Origin of the sequence: Flavobacterium tegetincola DSM 22377, from assembly GCF_000425485.1 — a bacterium.
Taxonomy (GTDB): Bacteria; Bacteroidota; Bacteroidia; order Flavobacteriales; family Flavobacteriaceae; genus Flavobacterium; species Flavobacterium tegetincola.
In genome coordinates this window covers 66,156-88,647 of record NZ_KE384389.1, presented here as the reverse complement: position 1 = coordinate 88,647, position 22,492 = coordinate 66,156, and the positions used below count along the sequence as shown (strand labels likewise).

Annotated in this window: 21 protein-coding genes; 13 read left to right on the top strand and 8 right to left on the bottom strand. The window is 34.0% G+C overall.

Annotated features, from left to right (window positions below; all coding sequences use genetic code 11):
- Window positions 1–7 precede the first annotated feature (7 nt).
- On the bottom strand, window positions 8–709 hold the full coding sequence (locus tag H602_RS0117265; RefSeq protein WP_026979143.1) for an ABC transporter ATP-binding protein: 702 nt from the start codon (window positions 707–709) through the stop codon (window positions 8–10).
- 146 nt (window positions 710–855) lie between these two features.
- Window positions 856–2,097, bottom strand: coding sequence for an efflux RND transporter periplasmic adaptor subunit (locus H602_RS0117260; protein ID WP_026979142.1), 1,242 nt, complete (start codon window positions 2,095–2,097; stop codon window positions 856–858).
- 267 nt (window positions 2,098–2,364) lie between these two features.
- Here H602_RS0117260 and H602_RS0117255 point away from each other — a divergent pair, with 267 nt between their 5' ends.
- The 4 genes from H602_RS0117255 to H602_RS0117240 are packed head-to-tail and all read left to right on the top strand — an operon-like array spanning window position 2,365 to window position 7,551.
- Window positions 2,365–3,429 (top strand): Fic family protein, encoded by a 1,065-nt coding sequence (locus H602_RS0117255; protein ID WP_026979141.1) that lies wholly within the window; start codon window positions 2,365–2,367, stop codon window positions 3,427–3,429.
- Window positions 3,430–3,438: 9 nt separating this feature from the next.
- On the top strand, window positions 3,439–4,815 hold the full coding sequence (locus H602_RS19140; protein WP_051224632.1) for a sigma-54-dependent transcriptional regulator: 1,377 nt from the start codon (window positions 3,439–3,441) through the stop codon (window positions 4,813–4,815).
- A gap of 37 nt (window positions 4,816–4,852) precedes the next feature.
- Window positions 4,853–6,148 carry a sensor histidine kinase gene (locus H602_RS0117245; protein WP_245574962.1) on the top strand — a complete coding sequence of 432 codons (1,296 nt, stop codon included), beginning with the start codon at window positions 4,853–4,855 and terminating at the stop codon, window positions 6,146–6,148.
- A gap of 35 nt (window positions 6,149–6,183) precedes the next feature.
- A complete protein-coding gene (locus H602_RS0117240; RefSeq protein ID WP_026979139.1) occupies window positions 6,184–7,551 on the top strand; it encodes a hypothetical protein in 1,368 nt (455 codons plus the stop codon).
- Between the two features lie 8 nt (window positions 7,552–7,559).
- Here H602_RS0117240 and H602_RS0117235 read toward each other — a convergent pair whose 3' ends face one another.
- The 3 genes from H602_RS0117235 to trmB are packed head-to-tail and all read right to left on the bottom strand — an operon-like array spanning window position 7,560 to window position 9,221.
- On the bottom strand, window positions 7,560–7,904 hold the full coding sequence (locus H602_RS0117235) for an MGMT family protein (protein ID WP_026979138.1): 345 nt from the start codon (window positions 7,902–7,904) through the stop codon (window positions 7,560–7,562).
- Window positions 7,905–7,907: 3 nt separating this feature from the next.
- Window positions 7,908–8,543: a LysE family transporter gene (locus H602_RS0117230; protein WP_026979137.1), complete on the bottom strand. Its 636-nt coding sequence runs from the start codon at window positions 8,541–8,543 to the stop codon at window positions 7,908–7,910.
- On the bottom strand, window positions 8,544–9,221 hold the full coding sequence (gene trmB / locus H602_RS0117225) for a tRNA (guanosine(46)-N7)-methyltransferase TrmB (protein ID WP_026979136.1): 678 nt from the start codon (window positions 9,219–9,221) through the stop codon (window positions 8,544–8,546).
- Window positions 9,222–9,308: 87 nt separating this feature from the next.
- Here trmB and H602_RS0117220 point away from each other — a divergent pair, with 87 nt between their 5' ends.
- Window positions 9,309–10,373: a glycosyltransferase gene (locus H602_RS0117220; protein ID WP_026979135.1), complete on the top strand. Its 1,065-nt coding sequence runs from the start codon at window positions 9,309–9,311 to the stop codon at window positions 10,371–10,373.
- On the opposite strand, the gene H602_RS0117215 is transcribed toward H602_RS0117220, so the two are convergent.
- On the bottom strand, window positions 10,347–11,402 hold the full coding sequence (locus H602_RS0117215; protein ID WP_026979134.1) for a sensor histidine kinase: 1,056 nt from the start codon (window positions 11,400–11,402) through the stop codon (window positions 10,347–10,349). The genes H602_RS0117220 and H602_RS0117215 overlap by 27 nt on opposite strands.
- A gap of 74 nt (window positions 11,403–11,476) precedes the next feature.
- On the bottom strand, window positions 11,477–12,160 hold the full coding sequence (locus H602_RS0117210) for a response regulator transcription factor (RefSeq protein WP_026979133.1): 684 nt from the start codon (window positions 12,158–12,160) through the stop codon (window positions 11,477–11,479).
- Between the two features lie 181 nt (window positions 12,161–12,341).
- Between H602_RS0117210 and H602_RS0117205 the strand changes: the two genes are divergently transcribed.
- The 5 genes from H602_RS0117205 to H602_RS0117180 all read left to right on the top strand — a co-directional run bounded on the left by H602_RS0117205 (window position 12,342) and on the right by H602_RS0117180 (window position 18,936).
- A complete protein-coding gene (locus tag H602_RS0117205; protein ID WP_026979132.1) occupies window positions 12,342–15,122 on the top strand; it encodes a TonB-dependent receptor in 2,781 nt (926 codons plus the stop codon).
- 192 nt (window positions 15,123–15,314) lie between these two features.
- Window positions 15,315–16,499 carry a hypothetical protein gene (locus H602_RS0117200; protein ID WP_026979131.1) on the top strand — a complete coding sequence of 395 codons (1,185 nt, stop codon included), beginning with the start codon at window positions 15,315–15,317 and terminating at the stop codon, window positions 16,497–16,499.
- Window positions 16,500–16,629: 130 nt separating this feature from the next.
- Window positions 16,630–16,962, top strand: a complete 333-nt coding sequence (locus H602_RS0117195; protein ID WP_026979130.1) for a T9SS type A sorting domain-containing protein — start codon at window positions 16,630–16,632, stop codon at window positions 16,960–16,962.
- Window positions 16,963–17,065: 103 nt separating this feature from the next.
- Complete coding sequence (locus H602_RS19510; RefSeq protein WP_051224629.1) at window positions 17,066–17,857, top strand: T9SS type A sorting domain-containing protein; 792 nt, start codon at window positions 17,066–17,068, stop codon at window positions 17,855–17,857.
- Between the two features lie 98 nt (window positions 17,858–17,955).
- Window positions 17,956–18,936: a LuxE/PaaK family acyltransferase gene (locus tag H602_RS0117180; protein WP_026979129.1), complete on the top strand. Its 981-nt coding sequence runs from the start codon at window positions 17,956–17,958 to the stop codon at window positions 18,934–18,936.
- Here H602_RS0117180 and H602_RS0117175 read toward each other — a convergent pair.
- Window positions 18,931–19,374, bottom strand: a complete 444-nt coding sequence (locus H602_RS0117175) for a retropepsin-like aspartic protease (protein ID WP_026979128.1) — start codon at window positions 19,372–19,374, stop codon at window positions 18,931–18,933. The two genes, H602_RS0117180 and H602_RS0117175, sit on opposite strands and share 6 nt — an antisense overlap.
- Window positions 19,375–19,500: 126 nt before the next feature.
- On the opposite strand from H602_RS0117175, the gene H602_RS0117170 reads away from it, so the two are divergent.
- From H602_RS0117170 to H602_RS0117160, 3 genes are all read left to right on the top strand, one after another.
- Window positions 19,501–20,268, top strand: a complete 768-nt coding sequence (locus tag H602_RS0117170; RefSeq protein ID WP_026979127.1) for a TatD family hydrolase — start codon at window positions 19,501–19,503, stop codon at window positions 20,266–20,268.
- Window positions 20,269–20,334: 66 nt separating this feature from the next.
- Window positions 20,335–21,471, top strand: a complete 1,137-nt coding sequence (locus H602_RS0117165; RefSeq protein WP_026979126.1) for a 1-acyl-sn-glycerol-3-phosphate acyltransferase — start codon at window positions 20,335–20,337, stop codon at window positions 21,469–21,471.
- Window positions 21,461–22,489, top strand: a complete 1,029-nt coding sequence (locus H602_RS0117160; protein ID WP_026979125.1) for an asparaginase — start codon at window positions 21,461–21,463, stop codon at window positions 22,487–22,489. Before H602_RS0117165 ends, H602_RS0117160 begins: the two co-directional genes overlap by 11 nt.
- The last annotated feature ends 3 nt before the right edge of the window (window positions 22,490–22,492 follow it).

Below are 22,492 nucleotides of genomic sequence, written 5' to 3'. Positions count from 1 at the left end.
AATGTTTTTAAGAAATTAATACGTCTACGTTTTTACTATTATTTTTTTCTGAAAGGATAATTCCATCCTTCATAAATATCGTTCGCTGCGAAAAAGAAGCATCATAATCGGAATGCGTTACCATCAAAATCGTTGCACCTTGAGCATGCAAGTCGGTCAAAAGTTCCATCACCTCATTTCCGTTTTTAGAATCTAAATTTCCAGTTGGCTCATCGGCCAAAATGATTTTCGGGTCGTTTATCAAAGCCCTTGCCACGGCCACACGTTGCTGTTGACCACCCGAAAGTTGCTGTGGATAATGTTTCAAACGATGTGAAATCCCCAAACGTTCTGCTATCTTCTCTACTTTTTGTTTTCGTTCAGAAGATGCAACATTATTATAAATCAAAGGCAACTCGATATTATCATAAACCGACAATTCGTCAATTAAATTGAAATTCTGAAAAACAAATCCAATGTTTTCCTTCCTTACTTTTGATTTCTGTTGCTCTTTCAACCCAATCATTTCTTGATTTAACAACTCATAACTCCCGGAAGAAGCACTGTCTAAAAGTCCCACAATATTCAAAAGCGTTGATTTCCCGCTTCCCGAAGAACCCATAATAGTAACAAAATCCCCTTGATTGATTGTGATTGAAACCTCGTGTAACGCCTTCGTTTCCACTTCCTCCGTCTGGAAGATTTTCGATAATTTTTTGATTTGTATCATCTTTAAAATTTTTGATTTTTGATTTTTGATTTAGGATTTGTCTTACTACCGCAATCAACTTTTCAACCCAATCCTCCATAATCTTTATTCTATTCTCTATTTTCTATATTCTTTCCTCTATCTTCTTTCCTCCAACATCTTAATACTTAATTCTCCAATCTTAATACTTCAATGTCTTTATAATCCGCATAACTCGAAGTCACCACTTGTTCCCCTTCTTTCAATCCTTCTACAACTTCATAATACAAAGGATTTTCTCTACCCAAAACAATGGGTCTCCGAACCGCTTGATTGTCTTTCACTACAAAAATCCATTTACCCGAAGTGTCTTGATAAAAACTCCCTTTCGAAAGTAGTGTCGTCTTCTTTTTTTCCGATAAATTAATCCGAACTCCAAAAGTCAACCCTTGATTAAGTTCCAAATTATCGTTTTTTACAAAATTCAACTCCACCATAAACCGACCTCCTTTAATTTCAGGAATCACCTTTATAATTTGAACTTCAACTGTCTTTCCATTAAACTCCACCGACCCATTTTGTCCTTCCGAAACGCGGTCCAAATAAAATTCATCCACATCAGCCACTAATTTATACCCTTTCATGACATCAATCGTTCCGATACTATTTCCTTGCAAATACGTTTTCCCTAAAATAGGTTCAAAAGATGAAAGCCGACCCGAAAGTGGTGCAGTAATCAAAAAGTTATTTTTATTCTTCCGCAAAATAGACAAACTTCGATTCATAATTTCAATAGATTGATTCAGTTGTCCAATTTGAATTTGATTTGCCTGTTTTTCTTTCTTCACACTTTGCTTGATGATGTCCATTCGTTCCTTTTGAAACCGAAAATTCTCTTGTGTTTTCTGCCATTCATTTTTAGATAAAATCTCTTGCTCAAACAATTTCTGATTCAAATCGAATAAATTTTTAGCATCTACAAAATCATGTTCAATACTGATTAAATCTTTAGCCAAATTCAATTCTTGGTTTCTCAAATCTAGTTTTGCTTTATTCAAATTATTAATCTGTTCAATAATCGAAGTTTCTTGCTGCATGTAAGCCAATTCCGTATTCGGATTGTACAACCGAACCAATGGCTGACCTTGCACAACCCTATCTCCATTGCTAACAAATATTTCCTGAACCGCTCCTCCTTCAATAACATTCACCAACATCGAATTTAGTGGAGTAACCTTCGCTTGGAATAAAATAAAGTCTTCAAAAAAGCCTTCTTCTACCGTTTTAATTGAAATTTCCGCCTTATTTACATTCAAACTTCTTTTCTTGGTTAACGAAGTAGTAATAAAATAACCCAAAACCAATATAATCGGCAAAGCAATTAATACATACTTTTTTTTGTTATTTTTACGCTTGATGAGAGTGTCCATTGTATTGATTTTAAATACCTATTGGAAATTTTATGCCACAAATTAAAGATTTGCAATCCCTTGATTACTGCTAAAATATAAAACATCATTAGAACCAAGTGTTCGAAAATGAACACCATTTGTCCGAAAATGAACGGTGCTTACGAAGAAAAAGTAACGTGCACATAATTTGTAGCTTTATTGTGCATGAGAAAATAACGTGCACAAAATTTGCGTTTTTTTGTGCATGAGAATAAAATACATACATTTGTTTAAATTGATTTAGATATGCAAAATTTCAAAATTCAGCCGTTGCCAATTAGTTTTGATTTTGAAACTAAAGAAATTCTAAAAGCTTTAAATAAAGCAAGTAGAGCATTGGGCGAGCTAAAAGGTGACATAAAGAAAATACCAAATTCGCAAATTTTATTAGATACTCTTGCTTTACAAGAAGCAAAAGACAGTAGTGAAATTGAAAACATTGTTACCACTGACGACGAAATGTATCAAGCGATGGTTGATGATGAAGTACTCAATTTAAATGCTAAAGAAGTCAAAAACTATGCATTTGCATTAAAAAAAGGATATAATTCAATTCAAGAAAAAGGAATTATTACAATTAACGATATCACAAAAATTCAAGAAGTTGTAAGCCCTAATCATCCTATTAGAAAATTGCCAGGTACAAATTTAAAAAATGCTAAAACAAACGAAATCATCTATACCCCACCACAAAATTATGATGAAATAGTGCTTCTTTTATCTAATTTGGAAAAGTATATTAATGAAGAATCCTTGCAGGATATAGACGGTTTAATTAAAATGGCAATTATTCACTACCAGTTTGAAACAATCCATCCGTTCTATGATGGAAACGGAAGAACAGGACGGATTTTGAATATTCTATATTTAGTTCAACAAAAATTGCTTGATATTCCAGTTTTATATTTAAGTCACTATATCACGAAAAACAAAATTCAATATTACAAGCTATTACAAAATATAAGGACTGACGAAAAATGGGAGGATTGGATTATTTGGATGTTAATTGGTGTGGAAGAAACAGCAAAAGAAACATTAATAGTTGTGAATAACATCAAAGACTTAATGGACTTTTATAAAAAAGAGATTAGAGAAAATTTTACATTTTACAGTCACGACCTAATCAACTTATTGTTTAAACATCCTTATACAAAAATCGATTTTTTAGAGCGAGAGTTGAAAATTCATAGAAACACGTCTCGTGCTTATTTGAATCAATTGGTGGAAGCAAATTTATTGCGAAAAATAAAAATTGGCAAAACTAATTATTACGTTAATGAACCTTTAATGCAGATTTTAAAATCCCGCTAATTTCCAAAAATGAAAAAGACCAACGCCACCATTTTAGTTATTGACGACCAAGAAGACATTCTTTTTACGGCGAAAATGCTTTTGAAAAAACATTTTGAGACGATTTACACTTTAAGTAATCCCAAAAATGTAGTCCAACTTTTAGCAGAAACCGAAATTGATTTGGTTTTACTCGACATGAATTACCGCATCGGTTTTGAAGATGGAAGAGAAGGTTTGTATTTTTTAAAAGAAATTAAAAAACTTTCGCCTAATACGATTGTAATTTTAATGACCGCTTTTGGAAAAGTGGAAACTGCCGTTGAAGGATTGAAAAGTGGTGCTTCCGATTATATTTTAAAACCTTGGGACAATGAAAAATTAGTTGAAACGATTAAAAAAGGCGTTGCTGCATCTCGGAAAAATAAGAAGAATATTTCTACAAATAAACCCAGTTTATCGTATTTTATTGGAACATCGCAATCCATCGAAAAAGCATATTCTTTAGCCAATAAAGTGGCAAAAACGGATGCCAATGTTTTAATTCTAGGAGAAAATGGTACAGGAAAATATGTTTTAGCACGCTACATTCATGAACATTCAGAACGTAAAAATAACGAGTTCATTCATGTTGATTTGGGTTCTTTGAATGCAAATATCTTTGAAAGTGAATTATTCGGTTATGCAAAAGGTGCTTTTACGGACGCGAAAGTCGATACCATTGGAAAATTTGAAACAGCAGAAAACGGCACTATTTTTCTCGATGAAATAGGAAATGTACCCCTTCATTTGCAATCCAAATTATTGCAAGTTATCCAAACCAAAACCGTAACACGTTTAGGCGAAACCAAACCTCGCAAGATTGACGTTCGGATTATTACCGCTACCAATTTAGATTTGAAGGAAGAATTGAACGCTAAAAATTTCCGCGAAGATTTGTATTACCGTATAAACACGATGGAAATTACCTTACCCGCTTTACGCGAACGAATGGCGGATAAAGTTCCGTTGGCCCATTTTTTATTAGAGAAAATGATTGCAAAATACGAACGAAATACCATTGTCTTTGATGAAAAAGCGTTGACTCAAATAGAAAACCACGCTTGGAATGGAAACATTCGAGAAATGGAAAACCGCATAGAACGTGCCGTTATTCTTTGTGAAAACAACACCATAAAAACTTCAGATTTAGATTTAGAAATAATTACGAAACACGAAAATCCAGATGAGTTTCAGCTTTCAGATATTGAAAAAGTAGCGATTGAAAAAGTTTTGGTCAAGAACGAAAATAACATCAGTAAATCTGCCGATGAGTTGGGTTTATCCAGAGCTTCATTGTACCGAAGAATTGAAAAATACAGCCTCATCCCTAGCCCTTCTCCAAAAGAGAAAGGAACAAAAACGTAATATGTTAGCAAATTTTAAAATATACAATCAAATTTTTATGCGAATAATCCTAATCCTTTTAGGTTTCGCCGCTGTGTTTTATTTGGCAGAAAAAAGTTTGATTTACACTTCTATTTTCGTTGCATTTGTTGTTGCATCGTTCATCATCGAATTGTATTTCTATCTCAAAAATGCATTTTTGTTTTATGATAAAACCATTAATGCAATTTTAAACAAAGATTTTTCTGCTGATTTCTCGAAACACAAATCGTTTCAAAATTACCGTCGATTGTTTCAATTGTATAACTCATTGAAGGAAAAGGAAAACGAACAAGTTTCAAAAGACATTATATATCGTTCCATTTTAAACAACATCGAAACGGGTATTTTAATTTTGCAAAAGGAAGAAAGTGACTGGTCTATTTTCTTGATGAACGATTGTTTTTCAAAGCAATTTGAAGTGCCAAAAGTTTCCAAGTGGCACTATTTAAAAAATCAATTGCCATCGCTTTGTTTGTTAATTGAGGAGCAAAATTTCAGCGAGATTAAAACGACACTACAGATTAGAGTCAACCAGCAAGAAATGCAAATTTTTGTCATGCAATCCTCGCGAACTAAAACACATAATCAAGAATATTATGTGGTTTTACTGGATTCCATTCAGAAAGTAATTGACAAAAAAGAAAAAGAAGCATGGATAAATTTAATGAAAGTTATTTCGCATGAATTACTGAATTCATTGACACCAATTCGTTCGCTTTCGCAAAATTTAAAAGAATTAGTAGGTCAAGAATCATTGAGTCCAGAAGATTTGCAAGACATAAAAGACAGCGTGATTACGATGCATAACAGAAGTAATCATTTGCAAGAATTTGTAGAAAGTTATCGAAAATTAGCGATGTTACCGACGCCAAAAAAGGAAAAAATCGAACTTTCGACGTTGATTGAAAATTGCGTTCAAATTATGAAACCGCTTTTTAAAAAGGAAAAAATTGAAGTAAAGAACACGATTGATTTTAACCGCTGGATTTCGGTAGATTCCAATCAAATGGAGCAAGTTTTTATCAATTTATTCACCAACAGCTTATTTGCTTTAGCAGAAAAAGAAAAGAAGGAAATAACAATAAGTGCCGAATTAAAAGAAAAGCGTCTTTACATTATTATAACCGACAATGGTAGCGGAATTGACCCTGAAATTGAAGATAAAATTTTACTTCCGTTTTTTACTACTAGAACTAGTGGAGCAGGAATTGGGTTGACTTTGTCCAAAAACATTATTGAAGCACATGGTGGTTATTTGGCTTTTAGAAGCGATGAAAATAATACGCAATTTACCGTTTGTTTGGTAGAATAAAATTGTATAAATTTATATAAAAAAATGTTTAAGCCATGGGACCAACAATTCATTACAGCGGAAGATTAAAATCAGCAGCACAACTATCAGCATTAATTGATGACGTGCGCGATATTGCGATTGGAAATGACTGGAATTACGATGTATTTCATGACAAATTTAAAAACGATGCGTTTTCTACTGGATTTAATTTAGAAAATTTATACGGTATCACAATCACTCCGCATGATTACGAATCCTTAAGCTTAACATTTCTATCAGATGGGCGAATGTGTGGTTTGCAAAATTTCGAATTACTCGAAATGGAAGAATATATTGCTAAAGATCATGTTTTTAGTATATCTTTTAACACCCATGATTTGGATGTTGAAATTTACAAACAGTTAATTGTTATTTTAGATTATATTTCTGGAAAATACATTCAAGATTTTAAATGTGTGGACGAAGGTCATTATTGGGAAACAAGAAACGAAGAATTACTTAAAGAAACCATCCACAAAAATAAAAATTATATTGAGCATTTTAGAAAATTGATCACTGAGACACCTCAAAATGATGATCAAGAGGATCAGGATTATATTTACCAAGTTGCTAATTTAATACATAAACAAAATGCGATCACGAATGAGAATTTACCAAAATTATCAGTCGAAGAAGAATTTAAGCTCATTGAACTAAAGCGTGAAATAGATCTTGAGATTAAATATGCAAAGGACGAGGAATTTTTTAATGAATTTCTAGACAATCCTCTATACATGAATCCTGATTTATTAGAAGAGGAATATAAAAAAGAGGAAAAGACGCCAATTTATGAAGTTCTTGGAAAACCTACTTTCAAAAAATCAAGTGAATTATCCGCAAAAGAATTGAGCAAAGAACTCAAAAAATTTCTAAAGATGTTGAGTAAAAAATACATTGACGTAGAAATGTTTTATGACTATGACAATGAAGATATTTTATATTATGATTTCATAACAAATATCGTTTTTAACGAAGAAATCGCAGAACGTTTTATAGGATTATATCCTCACGAGTACATTTATGAAAATTATTATCCAAATCACCAGGAAGAGCTTCATTCGGTTAGTTTTGATTTCTGGAAAAATTTCCTAAATGCAACAAGAGAATTTTTTGATGAATTTGAATTAGAGCACTTAGAAAACTCAGAAGAAATTTTCGCTTTTAGAAATATATTTCCTAACTTTAAGGAGATTAAAGTTGTAGTAAATGAAGTAGTATATGATTTAGAGGCAGCATTTGCCTATACCTATCTTGTTGTTGAATTTGAAGGAATCAAAGATAATGGTCAAAAAACACACTACAAAGGAGAGTCGGTTTTAGAATTAACTTATGATGATCTAATTAATAGTTGGAATGTGGTTAAAATGACTTTACCAAAATAATAAAGATTTTACAGAAAAGTATTTTTCGGTTCCCAAAAATGCTTTTCAAAGTCAATTATCTGATTTTCAACTATTGCTATTCCTTCGTTTTCTAAAAGTTGCTGCATTAAATTCGTTCCGTCGAAATGCTGTTTTCCAGTTAATAAACCTTTTCTATTTACTACCCGATGAGCTGGAATATCCTCACGATTGTGCGAAGCATTCATTGCCCATCCTACCATTCGAGCGGATTTTGCAGAACCCAAACATTTGGCAATTGCACCGTAGGAAGTTACTTTTCCTTCTGGAATTTGACGCGCAATTTGATACACTCTTTCAAAAAAATTATCACTATCAGCTGTTTCTTTGATCATATTCTAATTTAAATAATGATTTAATATATTGATCAAAGTAACTATAGAAACCAATCCTGTAATGGAACCGATAATGTAGTTCATGTTTTTAAGTAGAAATTCACTTTTACTTTCCATATTATTAAAATAAACAATATAGCAGTAGAATGCAAACAATGCACCCAACCCGGAACCGAGCACAAAGCTGTAAATAAAGTTGCTTTCAAAAGAAAAATAATCATACGAAGCCAATGTTACGCTGACAAAAACGTAAAACGGAATGGGAAAAAAATTCAAAGCCGAAAGTAACATTCCTAAAAAGAAGCGGCTTCTTTTACTTCTCAATGCGGTATCTTCCTCTTTACGTTTGCCTTGTTTGGCATAGAAAAAGAAATAAATCGTCAGAATACTGAAAATAACTAAACCCACTTCGCGTAGCAATAAAACTACCGAAGGATTATCATCAATGAATTTGGCAAAGAAAACAGCAAGAAAAGTTTGTAGGAAAATAATGGTAATGGCTCCACTTGCAAAAACAAATGCACGTGTCCGACCTTCCTGGATGCTCACTTTTGCAGCCGTCATGTTGATTAAACCCGGAGGAGTAATTCCAATGGCTGATGTGACAAACCCGAGAAAAATCGGTAACGCTACACTCATTTATTCTTTAATTTTGAACCTAATATACGTAATTGCTTTGTTAACTTCTAAATATTGTTTTTCATAAAAAGTCTGAATAGCAGTCACAATCTCTGGACTTCCCTCATTTTTATACACATTATGGTTGGCATATAAAACTTCATGACCTTCACCATGAAGCAGTCCCAACGTATAACCGTGCATAAATTCGCTGTCAGTTTTTAAGTTGACCACGCCGTCTTTTTTCAATACTTTTTTATACAATTGCAGAAATTCAGAATTGGTCATTCTGTGTTTCGTACGCTTGTATTTAATTTGTGGATCTGGAAAAGTAATCCAGATTTCGTCAATTTCGTTTTCAGCGAAAACAAAGTCAAGTAACTCAATTTGAGTTCGAATAAATGCTACATTATGCATTTCTGAATCCACAGCCGTTTTAGCACCACGCCAGAAACGAGCGCCTTTTACATCAATACCTATGAAATTCTTTTCTGGATAACGTTCGGCAAGTCCTACTGAATATTCCCCTTTTCCGCAACCTAATTCCACAATTATGGGATGGTCATTTTTAAAAAAATCACTGCTCCATTTGCCTTTCATAGCAAATTCGCCTGAAGTAACTTCTTCACGAGTTGGTTGAAATACATTTTCAAATGTTTCGTTTTCCTTAAATCTTTTTAACTTATTTTTACTTCCCACGATACTTATAAATATTTTGGTAAAATTAAGGAAATATATCAGACTTTAAAAAGTTTGTAAAAATAGTATGCATAATAAGGTAGCAATTTGGACAATTTACACAAAAATATTTTAGTTGCCCCTTTAAATTGGGGATTAGGTCATGCCACTCGTTGCATTCCGATTATTCAAAATCTGGAAAAATGTGGCTTTACACCTCTCATTGCATCCGATGGAGCCGCTTCTAAACTTTTAAAATTAGAATTTCCGCACTTAAAACATCTAACATTGCCCTCTTACGACATCACGTATCCTAAAAACGGTAAAAACTTTAGATGGAAAATGCTTCAAAATTTACCTAATATGATTTTGGCTGCAGCCAAAGAGCGAAAGTTAGTTGAAAAATGGAGTATCAAATACCAACTTTCAGGCATTATATCAGACAACCGATTAGGAGTGTATAATCCCGAAATACCGAGTATTCTCATCACTCATCAACTGAATGTTTTGACAGGTTTTACAACTTATTTTTCCACAAAATTACATCAGATCATGTTCAAGAACTTCAATGCAATTTGGATTCCTGATGTTTCTGGACTTTCAAATCTTTCGGAAAGATTGGGACATTCTAAGGAGTCAAATCCTAAAATTAAATACATTGGTGCTTTGAGTCGCTTTCGCAAAATAGATTCAGACTTTCAATATGATTTGATGGTTTTGCTTTCTGGCCCTGAACCGCAACGCACTTTTCTAGAGAAAAAGGTAATTATAGAATTGCAAAATTATTCTGGAAAAGTGATTTTTGTAAAAGGAATTGTAGCAGAACAGCAAGTAAATTTACAATCTAAAAATATCCTGTTTTATAATTTCATGCAAAGTTCCGAACTTGAAAAAGCGATGAATGAAAGTAAACTAGTGCTTGCACGGTCAGGCTATACCACAATAATGGATTTGGCAAAGCTAGGCAAAAAAGCATTTTTCATTCCTACTCCCGGACAATTTGAACAAGAATATTTGGCCGAAAAATTTAATAAGGATGAAATAGCTCCGTTTTGTAGACAGTCGGATTTTAAAATTGAAAAACTAAGTGCAGTCGAAAATTACAGCGGATTCCCCACACTTGAAAAAGATGTTGATTGGGCAGAATTATTTAGATTTTTCGATCGTAAATGAAAATTCTGAACCTTTATTGAACTCACTTTGCACATGAATTTTACCGTTGTGTGCTTCAATAATATGTTTCACAATTGAGAGCCCAAGTCCGGAGCCACCTTCCGTTCGTGCACCAGTTTTATCCACACGATAGAAACGTTCAAAGAGTCTTGGAATATTTTTCTTTTCAATTCCCTCTCCATTATCTTTTACGCGAACAATGACTTTTCCGTTCTCTAATACATCAAAACCAACTTCCACATAACCATCTTCTCTTCCATATTTAATGGAATTCACTACAAGGTTGGCAAGAACCTGCTGGATTTTTTCTTGATCGCCAGAGACCATTATGGGTTTGGTATATTTATTGTCAAAAGAAAGAATAATATTTTTCTTCTCCGCTTTCATTTCGAGTAAATCAAAAACATTTTGGGTCAACTGTACAATATTGAATTTGTCAAAACTCAAATTTAAATCACCCATTTCAAATTTAGAAATCATGTCTAAATCTTGAACAATATACACCAAACGTTCAACCCCTTTTTCGGCACGTTCCAAGTATTTCTTGCGTAACGTTTTGTCTTTCATTGCCCCATCAAGCAAGGTCAAAATATAGCCCTGAACTGTAAATAATGGTGTTTTAAGTTCGTGCGAAACATTGCCTAAAAATTCTCTTCTATAGGCTTCTTTTATTTTTAATGTTTCAATTTCCATCTTTTTTTCTGTGGCAAATTTCTTTACTTCTCGTGTCAATGTTGCCATATCTGTAGTAATAGGCTGATTGATAACAGTAGCACTTTCTAAAAAAGAAACATCGTCATAAATCTTTTTTACACGGCGGTAAATAAAAACCTCAACGCGGTATTGGATGACTAAAAAAGAAAAAAGATACAGAGAAAAGGCAAATACAATTAGGAATGCAGTCAAATGGTCTTGGTCCGGATGAAAGATGTAATGACTTAAAATACCCACAAACCCCACTCCAAATACGGTGATGTACAAGGCAGATTTAATAGCAAATTTGTAACTACGTTTAAAATTAAAACTCATTTTTCAACGGATTAAATTTTGCGAAATTAGATTTATTAATGCACTATTGGTTCAAACTAAAGGTATGGTCTTATTTAAATTTCAAATTTATAACCTACACCTTTAATGGTTTTGAACAATTCTTCTCCAATTTTTTCGCGTAATTTTCGGATGTGTACGTCAATGGTTCTACCACCTACAATTACTTCGTTTCCCCAAACTTTATCTAAAATTTCTTCTCTCGTAAAAACTTTTCCAGGTTTAGAAGCCAGCAAGTAAAACAATTCAAATTCTTTTCTTGGCAAGACAATTTCCTTGTCTTCCATAATTATTTTATAAGCTTCACGATTGATTTCAATTCCGCCAACGTTCAACGTTTCTGAGTTATGCTCTTCGTCTTTCAAGCGTCTTAATAAAGCCTTTACTTTACTTACCAATAATTTTGGCTTGATGGGTTTGGCAATATAATCATCTGCTCCTGCATCAAAACCGGCTACTTGCGAATAATCTTCACTTCGTGCGGTTAAGAAGGTAATAATAGTATGACTCAATTCTGGAATTTTTCTAATGGCTTCGCAAGCTTCCATACCATCCATTTCCGGCATCATAACATCCATTATGATCAAATGTGGAAGTTCTTTTTTTGCTTTTAAAACCGCTTCTTTTCCATTAGAAGCCGTACTAATTTGGTAACCTTCCTGTGAAAGATTATAACCGATGATTTCAAGGATATCTGGCTCATCATCGACCAGTAAAATTTTGATGTCTTTTTTCTTCATAATGCGAAAGTAGTTTTTTTCCATTGTAAATATAAAGATAAAATGACCCGTTTGATATTGTTAACCTTAATTTAATCTCGTAACGTTAAGTTAATAATTACCGCATCAAATGGTAATCTGACATTAACATCGTCTTTACAAATTACCCTTTCCTTTGCATCAAATTTTAATAAATAAAATAATGAAATTTAATTTTCTATACCTTATCTTCTTAATTTGCTCGTTAGGCTTTGCGCAAAACAAAGGAAAAGTAGCAGGATTGATTACAGATGCTGATGTTAATAATGAAGCAATGCCATTTGTAAACGTCATGATTAAAGGAACAACAAATGGTAACGCCACTGATATGGATGGTAAATATGAACTGTCTGTTAATGCGGGAAACCATATTTTAGTAGTAAGTTACGTAGGTTACGAGCCAGTCGAAATTCCTTTTGCAGTACAACCCAATGAAACTACAATTGTAAATACATCAATTAGTTCTGGAAGCGTAAAACTGGAAGACATCATTATTCAAGGACGTGTGAGTCGTGCCAAAGAAAGTGCTTTATTGATGGATCAAAAAAATGCCATTGAAATGAAACAAAGCATTGGCGCTCAAGAATTGACCCGAAAAGGTGTCAGTGACGTGGCTACAGCAGTAACTAAAACCACCGGAATTACCAAGCAAGAAGGAAGTGGAACCATCTATGTTCGAGGTTTGGGCGATCGTTATAATGCTACCACCTTAAATGGTCTTCCCGTTCCATCCAATAATCCGGAACAAAAAAACATCAATCTGGACATATTTTCAACAGACTTAGTAGAATACATTTCTATTGATAAAGTATACGGAAGTAATTTGTACGGCGATTTTGCAGGTGGAAACGTAGATATTATCTCTAAGGATTACCAAGGAAAAGGTTTTATAAAAGTGGAAATGGGTGGTTCAGGAAATTCAAATGCCATCAGCGAAAAGGATAATTTCAAATTGCAAGGTGGTTTTAACTCAAGTGGATTTGTATCTCGAAGCATTCCAAATGACCCATTAAATACTTACAATTTTCAGACACTTTCATTAGAGAAGAAAACGCCATTTGCTGGAAACTTCGGAATTTCTGCTGGTGATAATTATTCTATCGGCGAAAATGGAAAGTTAACTTTATTTGGAACTGCATCATTTACCAACGATTATGCATCAAAGAATGAAGGAAGTGCCGCAAGTGGTATCAACGAAAATGCTACTGGCGCGCCTGGACAAGATGGATTATACGGTAGAAAATTTGACAACTACACCTCATTTAGCTACAACACAAAAGCTACAGCGATGGCAAATGTGGGTTATAAAATCAATACCGATCATAAAATAAAGTTCAATTCTATATTTGTAAACAGTTCCTCTCAATCCACAGACAACTATTCGGGTCGAATTGTAGATTTAGCAGATGACGGAAATGGTTTAATCAGACGTTCTACATTTATACAAAATAAATTATTCATCAATCAATTGCTAGGTGAACACCGTTTTTCTGACCGCACGCGTTTCAACTGGGGCGTATCCTACGACAAAGTAAACGGCGAAATGCCGGATCGAACTACCAATACTTTTAATGAAGGTGCCAATGGATTTACAATCAACTCGCAATCTGCACCAAACAACAACCGCTATTTTCAAAGTTTAGAAGAAACGGAATTGGCTGCAAATGCAACTGTGGATTACAAATTTGCCAAAACAGAAGATGGTTTATTCAACGGAAAATTAACGGTTGGATATAACGGTCGATTTAAAAAACGTGATTTCGAAGCTACACAATTCAATGTAAAAACAGATATTTCTTATTTAGGAACCATTGTTGACCCAAATAATTTAGATTTATTTTACAACCAGCAAAATTTCAACAATGGATTTTTTAAGGTTTCAACTTTTAGAGGTGGCTCAGAAGTGGCTTCTTCACTAAATCCACAGACTTATGCTGGAGATCAAAACATAAATGGTGTTTTTGCAAATATCGAATATCAATTTGGTCCTAAATTGACAGCCGTATTGGGATTAAGAGGTGAAAACAGTGTTCAAAATGTAAGTTGGAATACCCAATTGGATCCAGAAGGAGATGCAAACAAGTTAGAGAAAAACGCATTTTTGCCAAGTTTAACGGCACGTTATGCAATAAATGACAAACAGAATTTCAGATTTGGCGTAAGCAAAACCTATACATTACCTCAATTTAAGGAACGCGCTTTATTTGTTTACGAAGATATTACAGAAGTACATGTTGGAAATCCATTTTTATACAGTTCAGACAATTATAATTTGGATTTAAAATGGGAAATGTTTCCTGAAAATGAAGAGCTAATTTCTGTTGCTGCTTTTGGAAAATACATTCAAAATCCAATCAACGAAGTAACCATTGCGTCTTCTACCAATGACATTTCGTACATCAATACAGGAAATACTGGTTATGCAGCGGGAGTAGAACTGGAATACAGAAAACTACTTTTTAAGTCTGGAAGTACGGATGCTAACAAACTTACTGCAGGACTAAACGCTTCTTATATGTTTACAGAACAGAAACTAGATTCTGAAAAAGTAAAATCAGAAACCAATTATCAAGTTGATTTTACACATTCTAAAGGACAATTTACCGGAGCTTCACCACTCCTTTTAAATGCGGATTTGACTTTTGTTAAAGAATTCAATGAGAATAAAAGTTCACTATCCACGACTTTAGCATACACTTATTTTTCAGACCGCGTGTATTCTATTGGAACTTCAAACAGAGGAGATTTAGTAGATCAAGCGGTGGGAACATTGGATTTAATTGTAAAATCAAAATTAAACAGCAAGCTAGGTTTGGATTTGGGAATCAAGAATATTCTGAACCCAACAATCAATCGCGTACAAGAAAACAGCGCTGGAGATGTAAATGTTTTATCGTATACTAAAGGATTAAATATCGGCTTGGGTGTGAACTATCAGTTTTAAAAACAAAGTCAATAGTACAAGGAGAGAGTCGTAGCAATACGACTCTTTTTTTTTGACTACACGCTAAATTTACTTGCTAACATTGAGGTAATATTAAGATGAGGATTTGGTAAAGATTCGATAATTTTAGGATAACGCCGATAGAAGGAAGAATGCTGAAATTTGCTTCATACTTAATCATAACTATTAAAAATGAAAACAACGATCACAAAAGTATTTGGAATTTTAGCAATCAGCACTGCTTTCTTTGCTAGCTGTTCATCAGATGACAATGGAAAACCATCGGAACCAGGTTCTACATTTGTAGCCGATCCAACAGACTTTAAAGGAACTATAACTGAAGGAGAAGTTACTTTGGACGCAAGCAAAGTCTACCAATTGACTGGAAAAATACAAATCAACAGTGGAGCAACATTAACTATTCCTGCAGGAACAAAAATTGAAGGATTAGCAGGAACGGCTTCTTATATTGCCGTAACGCAAGGTGGAAAAATAAACGTTAATGGTACTGCAGCAAAACCAGTTATTATGACGAGTGGATTATCTACTAAAGCAGCTGGAGACTGGGGAGGATTAGTAATTTGTGGAAAAGCACCAATCAATCGTGTTACTGGTGGAACTTCAACAGCTCAATCAGAAGTAGCAGATTTGACTTACGGTGGAACGATTGCTAATGACAATTCAGGTTCAATTACCTATTTAGTTATTGAATATGCTGGTGCTGCTTTTAACAGTGAAAAAGAATTCAATGGCGTTTCTTTATTTGGAGTAGGTTCTGGAACTGTTTTTCAAAATGTACAAGCTATCCATGGAGCTGATGACGGTTTTGAATTTTTTGGAGGAACAGTAAATACGTCTAATTTGATTTCAATAGGAAACGAAGACGACCAATTTGACTGGACTGAAGGATGGAATGGAACAAACACCAACTGGTACGGAAAACTTGATTTTGGAAAAGGAAATAGAGGTATTGAAGCAGATAATTTTGAATTCGGTTTTGCAAATACACCAATTGCTAACCCTTCAATTACAAATATCAGTTTAGTTGGACCTGGAGCTACAGCAGATGCTACTAATTTTTCCGAAAATTCAGCAATTAAATTGCGAAGAGGAACTAAAGCAATTTTTACAAATGTGTATTTGAGTCAATGGAAAGTGGGAGCGGATATTGAGCACGACGAAACGATTGCTTTTATCGGTACTGCATTGAAAATTTCAAATGTAACTTTCATGGATGTAGCTACTTCTTTCAAAGGAAAAAATACAGCTGGTGCATCCGCTGATGTTGCTGCTGCAATTACAGAAGGAGTTTCCACTGGTGCTGGAGCTGGAGCTGCAAAACCATCTTGGGCTGCATCTTGGGCAATTGGATTCTAATTCAAATAAAACATAGATTGAAAAAGCATTCGTCATAATGGCGGATGCTTTTTTTTGGCATTATTTTGGTATATCATTTAGAAAGCTTAACAAAAAATTTTATACTTTTGTAGCATTAATTAGCAATCTGATGACAAAAAAATACTTTTATACCTTATTATTAACTTTGTTTTTAGCTTTAAGTGCGGCTCAAGCACAAGAACCTAAGCAATCTTCGTCAGTTACGATCGAAAATCTTAACTTCTACCCCAATCCAGTTACAAACGGAAAAATTTATATTACTTCAAAAAACGTTTCTGCAAAAGAAATCGCTATTTATGATGTATTAGGAAAGCTTGTTTTACAAACTTCTTTAAATACAAACAGCAAGGAAGTAAATGTGGGCGCTTTAAATTCTGGTGTTTACATCATAAAAATTAAAGAAGGAGACGCTACAGCAACCCGTAAACTGATTGTCAAATAGTTAATAATTCTTCGTGCTATTTATTAATGATAATTTTACATTCATTATTTATATCTAAACAAAATACTTACTATCTTTGCGTAATAATTTAAATAAACAAACTATGAAAAAAATTTACACTTTATTGTTTTCAGTTGCTTTAGCGCTTGGTGCTAATGCACAAACAAATTTGGTTCCTAACGGTGATTTTGAAACTTGGACAGATGCTTCAACGCTTGCAAGCTTTAGTGCTTCTCCTTACACTGCTGCCGTAACTCAAGAAAGTACTATTAAATATGCTGGAACTTACGCAGCTAAACATCAAACCGGCACTTCCAGTAATGTAAAAATCCAAAATGAAGTTGCAGGGATTATACCTGGACATAGCTATACGATTTCTTTTCGTTATTTAGACAACGATGTTAACGCAAGAAGTAGAATGTGGTCTTATTGGCTAACCTCTGGATTTACAACAATCGCTGATAACGAAGCTGAATTTCGTCCTAGCACTTATAGTGAAGATAATGCTGCATGGCAATTATATACAGTAACTGTTACAGCTCCAGCAACAGCATCTGTTTTTAGATTCGAAACTAGAACTTATTCTCAAAATTCAGCTGCAGGAGTTGTATATTATGACAACTTTAGTGTTATTGATAACGATAATTTATCAGTAGCTCAAAACCAAATCGAAGGTCTAAAGATCTATCCTAACCCAGTAACTAACGGAACTTTCTACATCAACACTAACGCTGATTCTACTAAAGAAGTTGTTGTTTATGATGTATTAGGAAAACAAGTAGTTAAAACATCTACTACAAATGCTGTAAACGTTTCTAACTTAAAAGGTGGCGTTTACATCGTAAAAATCACTGAAGATGGAAAAACGGCTACAAGAAAATTAGTGATCCGATAATTACATTTTAAAGATAAATCAAAGCTCCAATTCACGTTGGAGCTTTTTTTTATGCCTTTTATTTATAGTATATTGTTTACTTTTGTAAGAAAAAAATTTTGATTGCAACGCACGATATATTTACCATTTCTTCGAAAAAACAATTTGAGAAAATTGCACTAAAAGTGTTTCGTTTTCAATACGACAATAATGAAGTATACAGACAGTTTTGCGATTTAGTCAAACAAAATAAGGAAACGGTAAAATCTCTAAATCAAATTCCTTTTCTTCCGATTCAGTTTTTTAAAAGTCACGATGTCGTTTCCACCACAGACGAGCCGCAGACTATTTTTACAAGCTCTGGAACAACGGGTTCTGTTACGAGTCGGCATTTGATTACCGATTTGAATTGGTACGAACAAAGTTACCGCCAAGCGTTTTCGCAATTTTATGGCAATATCGAAGATTACACGGTTTTGGCACTTTTACCGTCGTATTTGGAACGCCAAGGCTCATCGCTCATTCACATGGTGGAAGATCTCATTCAGCTTTCCAATAATGCCGATAGCGGATTTTACCTCAATGATTACGAAGCTTTAGTCCAAAAACTAATAGAACAAGAGAGTCAAAATAAAAATGTACTATTGATTGGTGTTACTTTTGCTTTGCTGGATTTAATAGAAAAGCAAAATTTTAAATTACAACATACCATTATCATGGAAACCGGCGGAATGAAAGGCCGTCGAAAAGAAATGATTCGCGAGGAATTGCATGAAATTTTAACGAAAGGTTTTGGCGTCAAAGCCATTCACTCAGAATACGGCATGACAGAATTGTTGTCGCAAGCTTACTCCTTAGGCGAAGGGATTTTTGAATGTCCGTCTTGGATGCACATTCAGATTCGAGATACAGAAGATCCTTTGACTTATATTGCCAATGGAAAAACAGGCGGAATTAATGTCATTGATTTGGCAAATATCAATTCCTGTTCCTTTATTGCCACGCAAGATTTAGGAAAAAAGTACGATAACGGCTCTTTTGAAGTACTTGGACGCTTTGACAATTCGGACATTCGCGGTTGTAATTTGATGGTTTTATAATTTCTTCAAGTATAAAGATTTACTTGAATAATCAATAATTGCATCACCCTCCAGCAATACATCCGCACCAATAATTCCTTGAACTGCTTTCGTTTTATGTTGGCGCAAAGCCTCATTCACATGACTTAAGTCAAAAATTACGAGATGAAAATCTTGGCATTTCCACGTTCCCAATTCTAAATAATTGTCCGAAGCAAGTTGCGTTACCATCCCCGTTGCTCCTGCTCCAGCCGCCTTAGTTTTGGACTTACTTGCATTTAATTTAAAAAGTTCAATACTTTCAAATCCCACACAACTATTTGACGCTCCAGTATCTAAAATAAAATCACCTTTTACGCCATTAATTCTGGCTTTTACAGTAATATGTTGTGTTTTAGTCACCTTGAATTTTATCTTTCTATAATTTTCCTTCCGTAAGACATCTTGTAATTTTTTCATGCAAAATTTTATAAACCATTTGTTCTAATTTCAAAAGTAAGCCAAATAAGAGCAACATCATAAATCTTAAAACAGAAAACAGCCAAAACTTTTAAAGTTTGTATATTTGCCACTTTCCCAGATAAAATGATGATTACCGATACACATTCCCATATTTACAGCGAAGAATTTGCACAGGATCAAGACGCGATGATGCAACGGGCAATTAATGCAGGCGTCAAGCGTATTTTTGTACCGTCTATAGATTCATCGTATACCGAAAACATGTATGCTATTGAAGCCAAATATCCTGAAAATGTATTTTTGATGATGGGGTTGCATCCTACTTATGTCAATGAAAATGTAGAACGCGAACTCGCCTTTGTGGAATCCGAGCTGGCGCGACGAAAGTTCTATGCCATAGGAGAAATCGGAATTGACTTATTTTGGGACAAAACATTTTTAGAACAACAGAAATATGCTTTTCAAAGGCAAATTCAATTGGCCAAAAAATACAAACTTCCAATAAACATCCATTGCCGTGATGCTTTTGACGAAGTATTTGAAGTATTAAAACTAGAACAATCACCTGAATTATTTGGAATTTTCCATTGCTTTACAGGAAGCCATGAGCAAGCTTTAGAAGCAATTTCCTACAATATGAAATTGGGTATTGGCGGTGTTGTTACTTTTAAAAACGGTAAAATAGACCAATTTTTAAATCAAATTGACCTCTCTAATATTGTTTTGGAAACTGATGCTCCTTATTTAGCTCCTGTACCTTATCGTGGAAAAAGAAATGAAAGCAGTTATGTGGTAAATGTCATATCAAAATTAGCTGAATTATATAATACTACTTCGGAAAATATTGCCGAAATTACAACGCAGAATTCCAAAGACATTTTTGGCATTTAAAACAAAATCAAATACAAAAGTCAATTAAAATTTGTTCTTTTGTTACAACAAATATAAAAGAGAAACATGCATAAATTTGACGCTATTCGTCCGTTTTATGATTCCGAAATTAATTCGGCACTCCTAAAAGTCAAGGATCATCCAATGATGAAGGCATTGATGAATTTTGCTTTTCCAGCATTGCCCGACGAGGATTGGAAAGACCAACTCACGAAAACACATTCAACACGTGATTTTCAGTGCAACTTCATTTACCAAGCCCTAACGCAGGTGCTAAAAAAATCATCAGACGGAATGACCACTTCCGGATTTGACACCTTAGAACCCAATACTTCTTATATATTTATTTCCAATCACAGAGATATTATCTTAGATACATCTTTGCTAAACGCCTGTCTTTTTGATCATGGATTGGTCATGACTGCTTCGGCTATTGGAGATAATTTGGTTCAAAAGGAATTTCTATACATTTTATCAAAATTGAACCGGAATTTCCTCGTACAAAGAGGACTTTCGCCAAGAGAAATGTTGCAAAGTTCTAAATTATTGTCGGAATATATTGGGCAGCTTTTGCTTCGTGAAAACCGTTCCGTTTGGATTGCACAACGTGAAGGAAGAACCAAAGACGGCAACGATGCAACCCATCAAGGTGTTTTAAAAATGCTGGGAATGGGATCTGATGAAGCCAATTTAATGGACTATTTTAAGAAAATTAAAATTGTTCCTGTATCTATTTCTTATGAATATGATCCTACGGACGCTTTAAAAATGCCGCAATTGATGGCAGAAGCCAATAAAGAAATTTACATTAAAAACAAGAATGAAGATTTCACTACGTTGATGAGTGGGATTATGGGTCAGAAAAAACGAATTCACATTCATGTTGGCAAAGTTATAAATGAAGAATTGGATTTCATTAAAGCTGAATTTGACAATTCTAACAAGCAAATTCAAGCTTTGGCACAAGAAATTGACCATTCTATTTTACAATCGTATAAATTGTGGCCTACAAATTATATTGCTTACGACATTTTGCACCAGACGGAAACGTACAAACACTTGTATTCTGAAGCTGAAAAATCGCTTTTTGAACGTCGTTTGGAAATGCGAATTGACGAGAACCATCCCGTTCAACGTGCTGGTTTTTTAGCCATGTATGCCAATCCCGTTGTGAACAAATTAAAATATGAAAATGCCATCTAAAACCAAAATTTTACTGATTTACACCGGTGGAACCATCGGAATGATGAAAGATTTTGAAACTGGAGCGCTAAAAGCGTTTAACTTTAGCAAATTGCTGCAACGCATTCCTGAGCTAAAATTACTCGATTGCTCCATTGAAACCGTGTCCTTTGAACACCCAATTGACTCCTCCAATATCAATCCAGAAATGTGGGATCAAATTGCCACCATGGTTGAGGCAAATTACGAAATATATGATGGTTTTGTAATACTTCATGGATCAGATACGATGTCGTACTCAGCATCTGCGTTGAGTTTTATGCTGGAAAATTTAGCAAAACCAGTGATTTTTACAGGATCTCAATTGCCTATTGGTGATTTACGAACCGATGCAAAAGAAAATTTAATTACTGCAATTCAAATTGCTTCTTTGCAAGCTAAAAATAAGCCTGTTATTCAAGAAGTAGGACTTTATTTTGAATACAAATTGTACCGGGGAAACCGAACGACTAAAATAAATGCCGAACATTTTAATGCTTTTACATCGCCCAATTATCCAGCTTTGGCAGAATCTGGTGTGCATTTAAAAGTAGAAAATCATTTATTTTTACAACAGAAAACGGGTAAGAAATTTATAGTTCATAAAAATTTAGACAATAACGTTTTTGTTTTAAAGCTTTTTCCCGGATTTAATGAAGGTGCAATGCACGCTATTATTAATATTCCAAATTTAAAAGGAATGGTCATTGAAACGTATGGAGCTGGAAATGCACCTACGGATTCGTGGTTCATCGTAGCACTGCAAATGGCTATAAATAAAGGCTTACATATTGTAAATGTAACCCAATGTTCTGGCGGAAGCGTCAATATGGGACAATATGAAACCAGCACCGAACTGAAAAAGCTAGGTATAATTTCAGGCAAAGACATTACTACTGAAGCTGCAATTACAAAATTAATGTATATGCTTGCGCAAAATGTTGCTCCAAGTAGTTTTAAGACGATTTTTGAAACTTCTTTACGTGGTGAATTGTCTTAAAAA